At 62.2% G+C, this 15512-nt stretch carries 12 protein-coding genes; 6 read left to right on the top strand and 6 right to left on the bottom strand.

Features of this window, described 5'->3' with window-relative positions:
- Position 1: 1 nt before the first annotated feature.
- Entirely contained in the window at positions 2–874 is an 873-nt protein-coding gene (locus BM438_RS14095) for a proteasome-type protease (protein WP_093634843.1), read from the top strand.
- A gap of 280 nt (positions 875–1154) precedes the next feature.
- Here the strand turns inward: BM438_RS14095 and BM438_RS14090 are convergent, their stop codons facing one another.
- Together BM438_RS14090 and BM438_RS14085 are read right to left on the bottom strand one after the other, a co-directional pair.
- The gene (locus BM438_RS14090) at positions 1155–2342 is read right to left on the bottom strand and encodes a porin (protein WP_093634842.1); all 1188 of its coding nucleotides are present in this window, start codon (positions 2340–2342) and stop codon (positions 1155–1157) included.
- 439 nt (positions 2343–2781) lie between these two features.
- Positions 2782–4107 carry a YihY/virulence factor BrkB family protein gene (locus BM438_RS14085; RefSeq protein ID WP_093634841.1) on the bottom strand — a complete coding sequence of 442 codons (1326 nt, stop codon included), beginning with the start codon at positions 4105–4107 and terminating at the stop codon, positions 2782–2784.
- Positions 4108–4315: 208 nt separating this feature from the next.
- Between BM438_RS14085 and BM438_RS14080 the strand changes: the two genes are divergently transcribed.
- Together BM438_RS14080 and BM438_RS14075 are read left to right on the top strand one after the other, a co-directional pair.
- The gene (locus tag BM438_RS14080) at positions 4316–4855 is read left to right on the top strand and encodes a YbaK/EbsC family protein (protein WP_093634840.1); all 540 of its coding nucleotides are present in this window, start codon (positions 4316–4318) and stop codon (positions 4853–4855) included.
- 198 nt (positions 4856–5053) lie between these two features.
- A complete protein-coding gene (locus tag BM438_RS14075) occupies positions 5054–6613 on the top strand; it encodes a methyl-accepting chemotaxis protein (RefSeq protein ID WP_093634839.1) in 1560 nt (519 codons plus the stop codon).
- A 192-nt stretch (positions 6614–6805) separates the two neighbouring features.
- Here the strand turns inward: BM438_RS14075 and BM438_RS14070 are convergent, their stop codons facing one another.
- Together BM438_RS14070 and BM438_RS14065 are read right to left on the bottom strand one after the other, a co-directional pair.
- Positions 6806–7396 carry a BPSL1445 family SYLF domain-containing lipoprotein gene (locus BM438_RS14070; RefSeq protein ID WP_093634838.1) on the bottom strand — a complete coding sequence of 197 codons (591 nt, stop codon included), beginning with the start codon at positions 7394–7396 and terminating at the stop codon, positions 6806–6808.
- Between the two features lie 215 nt (positions 7397–7611).
- Positions 7612–9000: an FAD-binding oxidoreductase gene (locus BM438_RS14065; protein WP_093634837.1), complete on the bottom strand. Its 1389-nt coding sequence runs from the start codon at positions 8998–9000 to the stop codon at positions 7612–7614.
- A gap of 422 nt (positions 9001–9422) precedes the next feature.
- Between BM438_RS14065 and BM438_RS14060 the strand changes: the two genes are divergently transcribed.
- Positions 9423–10409 carry a zinc-dependent alcohol dehydrogenase family protein gene (locus BM438_RS14060; protein WP_093634925.1) on the top strand — a complete coding sequence of 329 codons (987 nt, stop codon included), beginning with the start codon at positions 9423–9425 and terminating at the stop codon, positions 10407–10409.
- A gap of 26 nt (positions 10410–10435) precedes the next feature.
- On the opposite strand, the gene BM438_RS14055 is transcribed toward BM438_RS14060, so the two are convergent.
- Positions 10436–11197 carry a 3-oxoacyl-ACP reductase gene (locus tag BM438_RS14055; protein WP_093634836.1) on the bottom strand — a complete coding sequence of 254 codons (762 nt, stop codon included), beginning with the start codon at positions 11195–11197 and terminating at the stop codon, positions 10436–10438.
- A gap of 1014 nt (positions 11198–12211) precedes the next feature.
- On the opposite strand from BM438_RS14055, the gene BM438_RS45505 reads away from it, so the two are divergent.
- Positions 12212–12958, top strand: a complete 747-nt coding sequence (locus BM438_RS45505) for a hypothetical protein (protein WP_167378390.1) — start codon at positions 12212–12214, stop codon at positions 12956–12958.
- A gap of 237 nt (positions 12959–13195) precedes the next feature.
- Positions 13196–14062, top strand: a complete 867-nt coding sequence (locus tag BM438_RS14045; RefSeq protein ID WP_093634834.1) for a carbon-nitrogen hydrolase family protein — start codon at positions 13196–13198, stop codon at positions 14060–14062.
- A 76-nt stretch (positions 14063–14138) separates the two neighbouring features.
- Here BM438_RS14045 and BM438_RS14040 read toward each other — a convergent pair whose 3' ends face one another.
- Positions 14139–15428 (bottom strand): NRAMP family divalent metal transporter, encoded by a 1290-nt coding sequence (locus tag BM438_RS14040; RefSeq protein WP_093634833.1) that lies wholly within the window; start codon positions 15426–15428, stop codon positions 14139–14141.
- Between the last annotated feature and the right edge of the window lie 84 nt (positions 15429–15512).

Below are 15512 nucleotides of genomic sequence, written 5' to 3'. Positions count from 1 at the left end.
TATGACTTACTGTGTAGCGATGTCCGTCGACGACGGGCTCGTGTTCCTGTCGGACACGCGCACCAATGCGGGCGTCGATCACATCAGCACCGCGCGCAAGATGTCGGTGTTCGAGCAGCCCGGCGAACGCATGCTTGTGCTGCTGGGCGCCGGCAATCTGTCGCTCACGCAAGCGGTGCTGCACGAGCTGTCCGAGCCCGTCGATCCTTCGCAGCCCACGCTCTGGAGCGCGCCCACCATGGCCGACGCGGCCCGCGTGATTGGTCACGCGGTCCGCCGTGTGCATCAGCGCGAAGCTGATGCGTTGCAGGAGTTCGGCGTCGAATTCAATTGCAGCTTCATTCTGGGTGGCCAGATCGCCGGCAACCGGCCGCGCCTGTTCATGATCTACGCGGCGGGCAATTTCATCGAAGCGTCGGCCGTGAACCCGTATTTCCAGATCGGCGAGGCCAAGTACGGCAAGCCGATCATCGACCGTGTGCTGACGCCGTCCACGCCGCTCGACGAAGCGGCCAAGTGCGCGCTGATTTCGATGGATTCGACGCTGCGTTCGAATCTTTCGGTCGGGCTGCCACTGGATCTGCTGGTGTACGAGAAAGATTCGCTGCACGTTACGCGCTTCGTTTCGATCGACCACGACAATGCCTACTTCGAGATGATTCACCGCACGTGGGGTGAGCGGCTGCGTCAGGTATTCGGCGAGATTCCCGATCCGGACTGGCAGGAATCGCCTGATGTGCCGCTGCTGCAGCGTGAGCGTGCGCTGGTGCTGCATCGCGCGCCGGTGGGGGCGGACGGTGTGGAGCATGAGCTCGATGCGAAACCGGCACAGACGTTGGCGCAGGCAGAGAAGGGCAAGACGCAGCGGCGCTAGAGCGGTCGGCGTAGATTTAGAGGCCTACGGGCCGGAAGTCTCACACCAAGGTCGTCGCGAGCCTGTTAAGGGCTTGCCGGCGGCCTTTTTCATTTGTTCTACCGGTTGAGTTGATCGCGATGGACGCGCGGCGCACTCTCCATCGATTCTCGGCCTGGTCTGCATATGGCAGCGTTCGCCGCATGCGCCAGAACCGACAGACGAAAAAAAACCAGCCAAAGGCTTGCGCCCTTGGCTGGTCTTCGAACTGCGTATTGTTTCAGCAGTCCGACAAGTTCGATTAGAACTTGTGGCGGATGCCCAGGCTAACCATTTCTTGCGAGTTGGAAGCCGAGTTGTAGCCGTACGAACCGATCGATGCGCCAGCTGCAACCAGGTTGCCAGCCGAATCACGTTGTTGGCCGCTTGCGTGTTGCCATGCGCCGACCAGGTAGATGTCCGTGCGCTTCGACAGGTTGTAGTCGCCGCCCAGGGAAACCTGGTTATACGTTGCGCTCGAGTCGCCCGTGCCCTTCGTGTAGATGTAGCCCACGCCCACCAGCATAGCCGGCGTTGCCTGGTAGCCAAGGTACACGCCGCCGACGTTGAACTTCTCGGTCGAACCGAAGCCCGAATTTGCATCCGGCTTGTATTGCGCGTTGCTGTAGCGCAGGTTGACCGTGAACGGGCCTGTCACATATTGCGCTGCGACCGAAGCGATACCGATCGACTTCGCTGCTGCGTAGGCCGTGTTGACCTGGCCGTCGAACGTACCGTCCGACGTGCTGCCGTTCCAGCCTGCCGACGGCGGCGTGCCAGCAATACGGCTAGCCAGCGTGTTGCCGTTGTCAGCGCGGAAGTAGCCTGCAGCAACGCTGAACGGACCCGTTGCATACGTTGCAGCGCCCGACCACGTTTGACCCGAACCCGTTTGACCAGCCACGCCGCCCAGAGCGTACATGCCTTCGAACTGGAAGCCGCCCCACACCGGCGAGGTGTACTTGATGGCGCTGTTCGTGCGCGAGGAGTTGTCGTTGTTATCGACGTCGCCCGGCGTTGCGAAGGTGGAGCCGAAGTAGTTGTCACCCGTCAGCGGTTGAACCAGGTCGACCAGCGGGTCGTACTGACGACCCAGCGTGAACGTGCCCCATTGGTCGCCCGTCAGGCCGACGTAGGCTTGACGACCGAACATACGGCCGCCTTGACCCAGCTTGCCGCTGTTCACGTCAAAGCCGTTTTCCAATTGGAAGATTGCCTTCAGGCCACCGCCGAGGTCTTCCGTGCCCTTCAGGCCAAAACGATCGCCTTGCAGGTTGCCGGCGACCATGGCGATCAGATTCTTGTTGTTACCGGCCGCGTCCTTCGTGTTGTGGACGTACTGGACCGACTCATCGATCAGGCCGTAAAGGGTAACGCTGCTTTGAGCATGCGCCATGCCGGTGACGCCCAGAAGCGCCAGCGAGAGGGTAGACAGTGCGACTCGTTTCATCCATTTCTCCACGCAGATGATTAGTTTGTTGTTGCGGAAAGGAGAATAGCTCACTGCCTTAACTGGTAAGAACCGGAAAAAAAAGAGTGTCTCCAAAAACCGACAAACGACGCAAAGCCTTGTATTTAAAGCCCGTTAACGATTGTTGCTGTTTCCGCAATACTGGTTGGTTGACCGCGCATTATTGTTGTTTCGTTGACAGTGAAGGTGTCGCTACCCGTAATTTAGACACTTGTTTGAATGGGCTTTGTAATCTAGTCGTCTAACTGTTTTCGCTGCTTTGCAGCATGCATATAAAAATGGAGCCGGGTTTCCCTTGACGGACGCGCTGGACAGAATTTATGCGCTATGAGCAGGCGCAACCGCTGCGGTTGCAACCCCCGGTTCAGCTTTGACGCGGTGGTGTGTCGCCGTGGCCCGCTTCAGTCTTCACGCTTATTCACGCGCCCGGGCCGTTATCGCCGGCGTTGCGGCGCGCCACAGCCGCGGCGGCCAGTCCGGCCGCCGCCGCAAACAATACTGAAGTCCACGGATGCCGTCTGACATAGCGATCGGCGGCGACAGCCGTGCGGCCTGCTTCGACCAGCGTGACCGCGGCGACGCGTGTCGCTTGCGCTTCGGCAAGGACGACAGTGCGGCCGATCTTGACCGCGGTTGCCCGAGCTGAAGTCTTCTTTCGCGGCCCCACTTGCGGTGAAGCTGACGCTGGCGTTTCAACGCCACGCGCCACGGCCGCAGCCGCTCCTGTTGCTCGAGCATGCCCGCCGGCAGGGGTTTCGCGGTTATCCACGCGAGGCACAGCATCGGCCGATACCGTCGATGCCGCCAGCACCGAAGCAAGCATGGCGCGGCTGCCGGGCGGCGAGTTTTCCTGCATGCCCCAGCCGCCGCGCGGATCGTGCATGCGCCCGCGCGCCGCCGAAAACTCCGCGCCGAGCAGCAGCACGGCGGCCGAGAAGTACAGCCACATCAGCAGCACGGCCAGCGAGCCGGCGGCGCCGAACGAGCTCGCCATCCCGGCATGCGCGATATACAGCGCGAACAGTTTCTTGCCCGCCGAGAACAACACGGCTGCGACGATCCCACCGACGAACGCATCGCGCCACTGCACCTTGGCGTCCGGCAGAAACTTCAGCAGTCCGGCGAAGGCGAAAGCCAGCACCAGCAGGCCGACGCCGAGTTGCAGCAGGTTGCCGATCACCACATAGGGCGAGTTGCCCCACAGCCATTTGCCGATAAATGTGATGACCGTATCGAGCACCAGCGAGACGATCAGCAGGAAGGCGACACCGAGCACGAGGCCGAACGAAATCAGGCGCACCCGCACCATCGCGATCACGCTCGACGAGCGCGGCCCGGTGTACGGCCACACCATATTGAGTGCGCTATTGAGCGACGAGAAAGTAGCCGAGGCGCCGATCGCCAGCATCGAGAACGAAATGATCGCCGCGATGCCGCCGGCGCTGCCGCTGTGATGAGCGTTCTCGACGATGGTTTGCACGCCCGCGGCGGCCTGGTCGCCGAGCAGGCCGTGAATGTGGTTGAACAGTTCGCCGCGCGCGGCGGCGGCGCCGAAGAACCAGCCGGCCACGGCGATCACCATGACCAGCGTGGGCGCGAGCGAGAAGGCCGCATAGAAGGCGATGCTGGCGGCCATGGCCGCGCAGCGGTCGTCGGCAAACTGTTTGAATGCGCCGATTGCCCAGTTGGCCTGCCTGCGCGCTACAAGCTGGAGGTTCTCGGCGGAGAGCGTGTCGATGTCCATGGTCGTGTTTCTCAAGGGGATACTGGCACGAGAAGCGCCGCGTGCGTGCCGCTGAGGTGGCCTCAATGCAGCATGTGCAGACTTCGCATCGACGCCTTTCGCAAACCTTGTGCCTGTCACTATAACAAGCGCTTCATGCCGATGCGCGCGATACGCCGCCAGCGTGTGTGCCGTTAGAATGCCGCTGGACCTTCACACTTTTATCGCTATGCACTCGCACGAACTCATCAAGCAGCTGGATATCATCCCCGCGGAACAACTGAGCGCGCATTTGCCCGCGCATGTGGTCGAGAATCTGCCGGCCCAGGGCGTGACCGTATTTGCCGTCAGCGACGACGCTTCGGACACCGTCGAATTCAGCGCGCGCTACGGCTTTGGCCTCGCGGACTGCGCCAACACGATCGTGGTCCGCTACAAGAAGGAGGGCGCCGAGCATTACGCAGCACTGGTTTCGCTGGGTTCGCTGCGTCTGGACATCAATGGCGCGGTGAAGGCGGCGCTGGGTGCGCAGCGCCTTTCGTTCGCCAAACGGGAGGCCGCCGTCGACCATAGCGGGATGGAATTCGGCGGAATTACGGCCTTCGGCTTGCCGGAGGACTGGCGTATTCTCGTCGACGCCGCGGTCATGGAGCGCGCTCAGATCGTGATGGGGGCAGGGGTGCGGGCGGCCAAGTTGCTGTTGGCGCCGGAGGTGCTGAAGCAGTGGCCGCGCTGTGAAGTTGCCTCGCTTGCGTTGCCGGCCGAATGAAACGGTGGGGCGCCCGCCGCCTCGGCAAGCCGCACCGGTCAAGCTCAGCCCCATAGTTCAACGCACGAAGGCATCAAACGAACGGATCAAACAAACGCTGAAGTTTTCCCACACTCCGCCGTTATTCCGAAGATTGACATGAACAGTTACGGTGCCCGCCCGCGCGGCGCCCGACTATAAGTACAAAGGAATACGGAGATGGAACGCTTTCGCCTGAAAGTGCGGCTTTGGCTTGCACTGGCAGTGATGTGCATGGGAATTCTGGCTATCGGCCTGTGGGGCGCGTTCAAAACGCGCGACACGATGATCGCCAATCGGCAGGCCGAGCTGAAAAGCGTGGTGAGCGTGGCCTACAGCGTGCTGGATCGCTATAACGGCCTCGTCGCGGCCGGCACGATGCCGCTCGCCGACGCGCAACGCACGGCCATGGCCGACCTGCGCGCAATGCGCTACGACGGCGCCGGCGGCTACCTCGTCATCGAGGACCCGCACGCAAGAGTGCTGATGCACGGCGTGCGGGCCGATCTCGAAGGCAAGGACATGAGCGGCTTCACGGACCCGCAAGGCCGCCACGTGTTCAAGGACGGCTCGGATCTCGCCCAGCGCGAAGGCGAAGGCTTCATCCACCTGCAGTTCCTGAAGCCGGGCTCCAATAAGATGGCGCCGAAGATCAACTACGTGCGGCTTTACAAGCCATGGGACTGGACGATCGTCACCGGTGTGTTCACGGACGATATCGACGCCGCGTTTTACACCACGCTCGTGCAGTACGTCGGCGCCGCGCTGATTCTGTGTCTGGTGGTGGGGGTCGTGATCGGCGTGATCCTGCGCAGCATCTTGCGGCAGCTCGGCGGCGAACCGGCTTACGCGGCGCAGATCGCTTCCCGTATCGCCGATGGCGACCTCGATGTGGTCGTCGAGACAAAAGCCGGCGACAACGTCAGCCTACTCGCCGCGATGCAGCGCATGCAGCATCGGCTCGCGCAGGCGATCACGCAGATTCGCAGCGGCGCCACGCTGATTTCGACGGTGTCCAACGAGATCGCCGCCGGCAACGCGGACCTGTCGCGCCGTACGGAACAGCAGGCGACCGCGCTCGGCGAAACCGCTTCCAGCATGGAGCAGATCACCGCGACCGTGAAACAAAACGCAGACAACGCCAAGCAGGCCAGTCAACTGGCGCACAACGCCTCGGAGACGGCGGCGCGCGGCGGTGAAGTGGTCGGCCAGGTGGTCGAGACGATGCGCGGCATCTCGCAGTCATCGCACCGGATCGGCGACATCATTGGCGTGATCGAGGGGATTGCATTTCAGACCAACATTCTTGCCTTGAACGCGGCCGTCGAAGCGGCGCGCGCCGGTGAGGAAGGGCGCGGCTTCGCGGTGGTGGCGGGCGAAGTGCGCAGTCTCGCGCAGCGCAGCGCGGCGGCGGCCAAAGAGATCAAGACGCTGATCGAAGAATCGGCCGCACAGATCGAAGGCGGCTCGCAGTACGTGGGCCGGGCCGGTGAAACAATGCAGGAAGTGGTGCATGCGGTGCGGCGCGTGACTGACATCATGGGTGAGATCAGCGCGGCGTCGGTCGAGCAAAGCTCGGGCATCGAGCAGGTCAACATTGCGGTGGCGAGCATGGATCAAACGACCCAGCAGAACGCGGCATTGGTGGAAGAAGCGAGCGCGTCCGCCGACGCCCTGAAAGTGCAGACCGGGCAACTGGCGGCGGCGATTGCCGTGTTTACGCTGCCGGAAGGGGCGTGAACAGCGTGGAGGCACACGCGGCGCCAGGTGGAGACTGAATGAATGTCTTGGCCAAGGTGACACAGTGGCCAGGCGGAATTGTAAAACGGGTGAGTTTTACCTCAGTGTGGTCAATATGACTATGGTGAGGCGAGCCGCGCCGTGTTCGTGGTGCGCGTGATGCCGCCTGATGGAGGCGTCACGCGCGCACGCTCAGATGATCAGACGTGAGACCTTCGTGCCTTCGAGCGACACACCGGCCATCAAGCCGCCGTTCGTCAGCACAAACGCTTCGACCGGGCTGGTGGCGGTCGAGGTATCGACAGCGCCGTTTGCACCGACCTTCAGGACGGCGACCGTTGCATCTGCCCCTGCTGCCCAACCCTGGCTGCTGAGGAATTTGTCCAGCGCTTCCTGCGTCATGAACAGGAACACCAGCGCTTTGGACTGCGCGCCGATCTGCAAACCGAACGAGCCCGCGACGGTGCTGTAGTAGCCGGTAGTGCGGCCGCCCACGCGCAACGACCCTTCGCCGTATTGCCCGCCAACCCAGAAGCCCGCGGAAATCACCGACGGGAACACGAGCACGCCGCGCGCCTTGGCGACCAGTTCGCGCGAGCCGGTGACGTTGGCGTAGAGACGCGACAAGGTGGAGTCGACGCCAGCGTTGATCGTGTCGCGCTTGCCGGCGTTCGCCGACTCAGACGCGCTCGAGGATGGCGACGTGGTCGTGCAGCCGGCGAGGCCAAGACCCGCCGTAGCCAAAGCGGCGCTCGAGGTCATGATGAATTGTCGTCTGCGCATGATTGTTCTCCTTGTGCAAAGTGAAGATTGCGTTTTCTTGTGTGACAGTGAGTGCCGTGACTTTGGCACATGCGTACGTCGGCAGCCCGTATGTCTGCTAGGCAGCATTTAGCGTGCCTGACGCCGCGGCCTGTCTATAGACAGCTGTCATGCGCTGACGTTCACGGGGGATTCACGGCGTTCAACGCCGTGTCCCCCTTGCTTCCCCACGGTTCCTAGGCCGCCGGACGGATATTCTGATTGTGGCGGAACAGGTTGTGCGGGTCATAGCGGTTCTTCACGTCGACGAGACGCGCGTAATTCGGTCCATACGCGTCGGCTATCCGTCCGCCCTCCTCCTGCGTCATGAAATTGACGTACACGCTGCCTAGCGCGAACGGTGCGGCTGCGTCGAAGAATGCGCGGGCCCAGGCGATGCAGCGCTCGTCATCGCTCGCGTCGTCCCAACGACCATGCACGTTCATTGCATATTGCGTGTCGCGGCTCGAATAGGCCGTGGCTTCGACCGGCACCCGGCTCGTCTGCGCACCGATCTGCCCGAAGAAGATTTCGCATTGCGGCGATGGCAGCTTGCCGATCGCATCGAGCAGCGCGTCGATGAGACCGTCCGATATTTTGTCGAGGTTGTGGGACTTCCAGTAGTTACGAGCGCCCGGCGTGAGTAGTGGATCGAACGCCTGTTGCCACATGGCATATGGCATTGGCCCGAGATGTTCGCCGATCGGCGTGCCGAAGCCGCGTACTGCCTCTACCACGGACGGCCCGTTTTCGATCGGGCCTGTGTAGCACATCGCGAATACGATGACCGGTTTGCCGTGCACTTCGGGTGGAAGGAACGGCAGCGGTGGCGCAAGCCGTAGAACGGCCCATACGCTCAGTTCTTCCGGCATCTGCTCTGCAGCCGTGCGGTACTGGAGCAGGGCACTTTTCGCCTGATCGATCGGCAGCACGACGAGGCCGCCGTACACGAGTGGTCCGACCGGATGCAGCGCGAACTCGAAGCGCGTTACGACGCCGAAATTGCCGCCACCACCGCGAATCGCCCAGAACAGATCGTCGTGCGAGTCCGCGCTTGCGTGCAGCAATTCCCCGTCGGCGGTGACCACGTCTGCTGAAATCAGATTGTCGACGGTCATGCCGTATCTGCGGCTCAGCCAGCCGAACCCGCCGCCTAGCGTCAGACCTGCCACGCCGGTGGTCGAGTTGATGCCAAGTGGCGTGGCGAGTCCGAACGCTTGCGCTTCGTGGTCGAAATCGGCGAGCGTGGCACCAGGCTCGACATACGCGCGCTTCGCGACCGGATCGATGACCACGGATTTCATCGGCGACAGATCGATCACGAGGCCGTCGTCGCATAGCGCGGTGCCGGCGATGTTGTGGCCGCCGCTATGCACCGCCAGCGGCAGATTGTTGTCGCGCGCGAATGCTACACCGCGGCGCACATCGGCCACGCCGGCGCAGCGCAGAATCAACGCCGGATGCCGATCGATCATTGCATTCCAGATGCTGCGGGCCTCGTCGAAACCCGCGTCGCCGGGCCGCAACAGTTCGCCTCGGATCGCGGCTTTGAGTTCTTCAGCGGCGCTGCTGGACACGCTTACCATGACACACCTCCAGACATAATGGGAGACGCTCTCGGAACACCATTCAGCTGAACAAAGCAAATTGAAAGCGTCTGGACAGGTTCAGGCTGCGTCCAGTAAACGGCCCTGCTTCGGTAAGTCAAACGAAGGTAAACCCGCGTCCACGATCGATGTCGCGCGAAAGCACGCGCGGTAAGTGTTCGTGCGCTGAGGCACGGGTCATGACTGTCGTCGTCGCCGTGTATGGTGGAAATACTTCCGGAAAAGACCGCGAGAGGAAGTGTTGGGTGTGTGCCGTGCTGGTGGCTGCGCGGCGACACTTTTGTGGGCGAAGGGTGCCATTTTCGTTTGCGTACCGTGCTGACGTGTCGATTTACATGCGGTTTCGCGCGGAGGAATATGCCCGTATCGACTCGTTCATGATCAATCGCCCGGGAGGCGTGATGTCCATGCAAGCTCTTGTTCTCAGGCAGCACAATGGCCCGCTCGAACCGACCGAACTACCGCGCCCCGAGCCTGCGCGTGGCGAGGTGCTGGTGCGAATCGCCGCGAGCGGTCTGAATCCACTCGACACAAAAATCCGCGCCGGCGCCGCCGGGCACGCGAAACATCCGTTGCCGGCGGTGTTGGGGATCGACATGGCCGGCGTCGTCGAGGCAGTGGGCGCAGGTGTCGACCGGTTTAAGGCGGGTGATCAGGTGTACGGAATGACGGGTGGAGTGGGTGGCCTGCAAGGATCGCTGGCGCAATACGCATCGGTCGATGCGGATCTGCTGGCCTTGAAACCGTCCAATCTCTCCATGCGCGAAGCCGCTGCGCTACCGCTTGCTTTTATCACGGCGTACTCGGGCATTGTCGATCGTGCGCATCTGCAGGCAGGCCAAACGGTGCTCGTGCATGGTGGGGCGGGTGGTGTCGGATACGTCTGCGTGCAGTTGGCGCTCGCGCTCGATGCGAAGGTCTTTGCGACCGTGAGCGAGCGTGATCGCAGCGTGGTGGAGGCGCTCGGCGCCAGGCCGATCGATTACCGTGCACAGTCGGTCGAGCAATATGTGCAGTCTGCGACGGATGGCGTGGGTTTCGACCTGGTCGTCGATACGGTCGGCGGGACGACGCTTGACGCATCGTTTGCGGCCGTGCGGCATTTCGGCCATGTGGTGAGCGCGCTCGGCTGGGGCACGCATGCGCTAGCGCCGCTGTCGTTTCGTGAAGCGACCTACTCAGGCGTGTTCACGCTGCATGCGTTGCTTTCTGGCAAAGGCCGCGCGCATCACGGCGAGATGCTGCGAGTGGCGGCGCGGCTCGCGGAAGAAAACAGGCTCGCGCCCCGCCTCGACGCGCGGCGCTTTGATCTGGGCACCGCGCAGCTTGCTTATGAAGCACTGGCCGACGGTAGCGCGCGAGGCAAAGTTGTGGTCGAGGTGAACTGAGCGGAACGTTGCTGCGCGCCTTAGGATTATCCCTTCACGAGGCCGCCGTCCACGATCAGATTTTGCCCCGTGACTGCACGCGCCCACGGCGACAGGAAGAACAGCACGGCGTCGGCGAAATCCTCAGGCGTCGTGACACGCCGCACTGGTGTCGAACTGGCGATCAGGTCGAAGACGAATTCCGGCGTGGCGGCGCTCGCGTCCGTGGTGCGCAGCAGACCACCCGACACCATGTTTACCGTAATGCCATCCGGGCCGAGATCGTGAGCGGCGGTGCGCGTGAGCGACAACAGGGCTGCTTTGGCTGCCGTGTAGTCGTGATAGGGGACCACCGGGTTCTGAAACAGATTGGTGCCGACGTTGACGATGCGGCCGAATCCGCGCGAGCGCATGCCCGCGGCCGCCGCTTGCGTCGTATTGAGCGCCCCCTTGAGTGAGCCGTCCAATTGCTGCTGGAAACGCGCCCAGTCGATTGAGTCGATTTTCGGGCGGGCGTCGCCGTCGAACTGAAAGTCGGCCAACGCGTTGTTGACCACCGACACGATGGGCTGCCCGGTTTGCGCCTGCGCCGTTTCGAACAGGCGCGCGACGGCGGCCGCATCGGTCACGTCCGCCTGGATCGGCAGGACACGATCGCCGAATTCGTCTTTCAGTGCGTGAGCCAGCGTTTCGCTCTTGCGGTAATTCACCACGACGCCCGCGCCTTCGCGTACCAGTGCGCGCGTGATCGCGGCGCCGAGTCCGCGAGCGCCGCCCGTTACCAGTACCCATTGTTCGGATAAAAGCATTTCTCTTCCTGTTGTCGATGAGGTTGCGATCTGCGTATTGTCGCCTGATTCGGTTTTCAGGCTCACTTCTCCGCCGAAACCCCTCGCTCCCGGGTAAATAGGTTGTTTGCGGCTGTTCGAATCATCTGATGAAGCGATCTGGGTCTGAAGTAAAAATAATAGTTTGGACTACATATCTAGAGAAGATAATTTCCGATGCTGTTAAAAACGGTAATTAACGATATTTAACAGTCGTGCAGCGCAATTAATCGGAAACAGGCCAGCAATTTCGCATTGCGTGGGGTAGCGCACGGTCATCGGATGGCGCTCCGCATAACTTCAATGTCCATCGGGCCCCTGCTGTGTTCTTTTCAAGCCTTTGTTCGCGCACAGCTAGTCGCTTCTTCCGGATCACGTCAAATCGGACCGGGATTATCTGCGGATGAGATGCCGGGCGTCGCGCGCTTTTCGTGCGGTGCCTGGCAATGTCGACCGGGCTTTGAAGTTTCATTTTTAACAGCGAACAGAGATTCACTCGTTATCTGAATCTGTCTTTCGATTTATATGGTTAGGAGAATGAAATGAAAAAGCAAAACGGGGACACGCGGACGTTGGGGACAAGCAAAGCGGTATTGGCGGTTGCTGTGAGTCTTTATGCGGCGATTGCGGGTGCTCAAACGAACCCGACTGCACCTGCTGCGCCGTCCGCAAGTTCGGCGAAGCTGATGGTTGCGCAAGCATTGCCGATTGATTGTCCGTTATTCGATACGCTCGGCTGCAAGAAGGACGATGGTGGATTGCGAGCGTTTGGTGGAAGTGGGGTGGCTGCGGCTGCGGGGCTGGGGTCTGCATCGGCGTCGGGCTCGCAGAGCAGCGATGGCAGCGGGACTTCATCGACTGGAGCGGGCGCTAACGGTAGCGGAGGCGGCTCGACGTCCGGCGCGGTGGGACTCGGTGCCGGAAGTGCGGGGAGCGGTAGTGGGGGGAAGGGTGGGACGGGTAGTGGTGGGACGGGCGGAGGTGGGACGGGCGGTGGTGGAACAGGCGGTGGTGGAACAGGCGGTGGTGGGACGGGCGGTGGTGGGACGGGCGGTGGTGGGACGGGCGGTGGTGGAACAGGCGGAGGTGGAACAGGCGGAGGTGGAACAGGCGGAGGTGGAACAGGCGGTGGTGGGACGGGCGGAAATGGCGACGGCGGTCACGGCGACGGTGGCCACGGCGACGGCGGTCATGGTGGCGGTGGTCATGGAGATGGCGGCCATGGCGACGGCGGTCATGGTGACGGTGGTCATGGAGATGGAGGTCATGGCGATGGCGGTCATGGCAGCGGTGGTCATGGTGACGGTGGTCATGGAGATGGCGGCCATGGCGACGGTGGCCACGGCGATGGAGGTCATGGCGATGGCGGTCATGGCAGCGGTGGCCATGGTGATGGCGGCCACGGCGATGGCGGTCATGGTGACGGTGGTCATGGCAGCGGTGGCCATGGCGATGGCGGTCACGGCGACGGCGGTCATGGAAGCGGTGGCCATGGAGATGGTGGCAAAGGTGACGGTGGCCACGGCGACGGTGGCCACGGCGATGGAGGTCATGGCAACGGTGGCCATGGAGACGGTGGCAAGGGCGACGGTGGCCACGGCAACAGTGGCAAAGGCGACGGCGGCAAAGGCAGCAGCGGCCAGGGCCATGGCGGGGGTTTCGGTGGAGGCTTCGGTGGCGGCCATGGTGGCGGTTACGGCGGCGGCCACGGAAACGGCCACTAATGCATCGTGCAATCCTTAGCGCGCGGGCGGCCGACAAACGGCCGCTCGCGCCGCTTCAATCACCCGCCTTCTTAAGTTCGAAAAACATCCCCCCGACGCGACCCACGAAAACGCAAACAACCTCCGCCTGATAAAGTGCCGTCCATGATTAAATACCGGGTCACGCTCACCGCATAAAACGCCAAAGCCAACCCCCGGCGGCCACACCGCATCAGTCCATTTACAACGTTGCGCATTGCGCAAAACGGAGTCTGCGTTGAACAACAAACAGGTCTCGCTGCCGCAAGCACCATTGCGAATTGCGGCGGCGCAAGCGCAACCGGTGTCCGGCGACGTCACGGCGAACATCGCCAGAACGGTCGAACTGATCAACATCGCCGCCGACCGCGGCGCGAAACTAGTGGTCTTCCCCGAGAAATTCCTAAGCGGCTACGAACCTGACCTGATTGCCGGCGACCCCGCGAAATACGCCTTCGACGAACACGACGCGCGGCTCGAACCGATTCGCGAAGTTTGCCGCGAGCGCGAGATCGCCGTAATCGTCGGTGCGGCGACACGCGGCATACGCAACGTGGACGGCCTTCATATTTCGTCGCTAGTGTTCAACCGCGCAGGCGAGCTGATCGAGTCGTATCACAAGCAGCATCTCTACAGCGGCGAGACAAAGATCTATCAGGCCGGCTTGCAAGGCTGCATGCTTGAGATCGACGGCTGGCGGCTCGCGCTCGGCGTGTGCTACGACTCCGGTTTTCCTGAGCACGCGCGCAACGCCGCTGTAAACGGCGCGCACGCTTACCTGGTGAGCGCGCTCTTTAGCGTGAAGACTGGCTATCATCAGTCGCGCATCTGGTTTCCCGCGCGTGCTTTTGACAACACCCTGTACGTGCTCTTGTCGAATCACGTCGGCACTACAGGCGGCTGGGAAACGTGCGGCGCGAGCGCGATCTGGGGCCCGTATGGCGACGTCGTGACGGAAGCGAGCCGCGATCGCGAGGAAGTGATTACCGCGCTACTCGATCCAACTGTGCTGGCCGATGTCCGAGAGCGCGAAACAATGCTCGCGGACTTCAAGGCGCACGTCGCTGAGACAGCGGGTGAGTACGTAGTGCATCGTCTGGATTAACCGCACGCGCGGCAAGATCACAAAGCGTGCCGTTACCGTCACTCGGCCTGGACGTCGAATAAGTTCACGCGAGCAATCATCCCGGCCAGAACATGCCGGCCGCAGCGAGCCCCATTGCTGCGGTAGCGATCCAGCCGAGCCAGCGCAACCAGCCGGTCACGACGAACTGGCCCATCACCTTGGGGCTGGCCGCCATCACCATCACGAGCACCATGATCGGAACGGCTGCGACGCCGTTGATTACCGCGCTCCAATACAGCGCTTTGATCGGGTCGAGCCGCATGAATGTGAGCGCGATACCACCGAGAATCGCCACCGCGACCACGCCATAAAACTGCTTCGCCAGACGTACCTGTAACGCCAGACTATTGCGCCATTTCATCGTGCCCGCAGCCGCGTAGGCGGCCGAACCCGCCAGCACCGGCAACGCCAGCAGACCCGTGCCGATAATGCCGAGGCTAAACAGCGCAAACGCCAGGTTGCCGGCAATCGGCTTGAGCGCACTGGCGGCATCGGCGGTGGTTTTCACTTCGACGTGATGCGCGTGTAGCGTGGCGGCGGCAGTAAGCATGATGAAAAACGCCACGCCGTTCGAAACGGCCATGCCGACCCACGTGTCCATGTTGATTCGCTTCAGTTGTGCGGCCGCCTGCATCGGTGCGCGCAAAAGCGATTGCTGCGCGGGATTCGAGCGGATCTCCTCGACTTCCTGCGATGCCTGCCAGAAGAAGAGATACGGGCTGATGGTCGTCCCGAGTACCGCGACCACGGTCGTCAGATAACCGCCGGACAGTTGAACCGGCGGTTTCACGATGCTCAGTCCGACTGCTTTCCAATCAATCGGAATCACGAAGATGATGGCGACGTAAGCGAACAACGTGAGTGTCAGCCATTTCAGAATGCTCGCGTAGCGTTCGTAGGGAATGAATACCTGCATCAGCAGGGAGGCCGTGCCGAACAACGCGACGTAGAGTTGGACCGGGCCGCCGATCACCAGTTTTGCGGCGGCGCCCATTGCCGCGAGATCGGCCGCGATATTGATGGTGTTCGCCGCGAGCAGCACCAGTACCGCGAGATACAAAAGCGGAGCGGGGTAGTGGCGGCGCAAATTGGTTGCGAGTCCGCTGCCCGTCACCCGTCCCATGCGGGCACTGACAAGTTGTATCGACACCATCAGCGGGTAGGTGATCAGCAACGTCCATAGCAATCCAAAGCCGAATTGCGCGCCGGCCTGCGAATAGGTGGCGATGCCGCTCGGATCGTCGTCCGCGGCGCCGGTAATCAGGCCGGGACCGAGCCTCTTCATCCAGGCGCGTTCGGCGATATCTTCGACGGCAAGTTCCGGTTCCAGGTTTTCAGTAGTCATGGCATCCGCCTGCGAAAGGAACCGTATTGAGTCGCTTGCAAAGCGCGCGTGCGCGCCGGGGCGACCCTACGTGCCGCTCGTCAG

Source organism: Paraburkholderia aspalathi (assembly GCF_900116445.1).
In the GTDB taxonomy this organism is placed as follows: Bacteria; Pseudomonadota; Gammaproteobacteria; order Burkholderiales; family Burkholderiaceae; genus Paraburkholderia; species Paraburkholderia aspalathi.
This window is presented reverse-complemented; position numbering and strand designations above follow the sequence as displayed.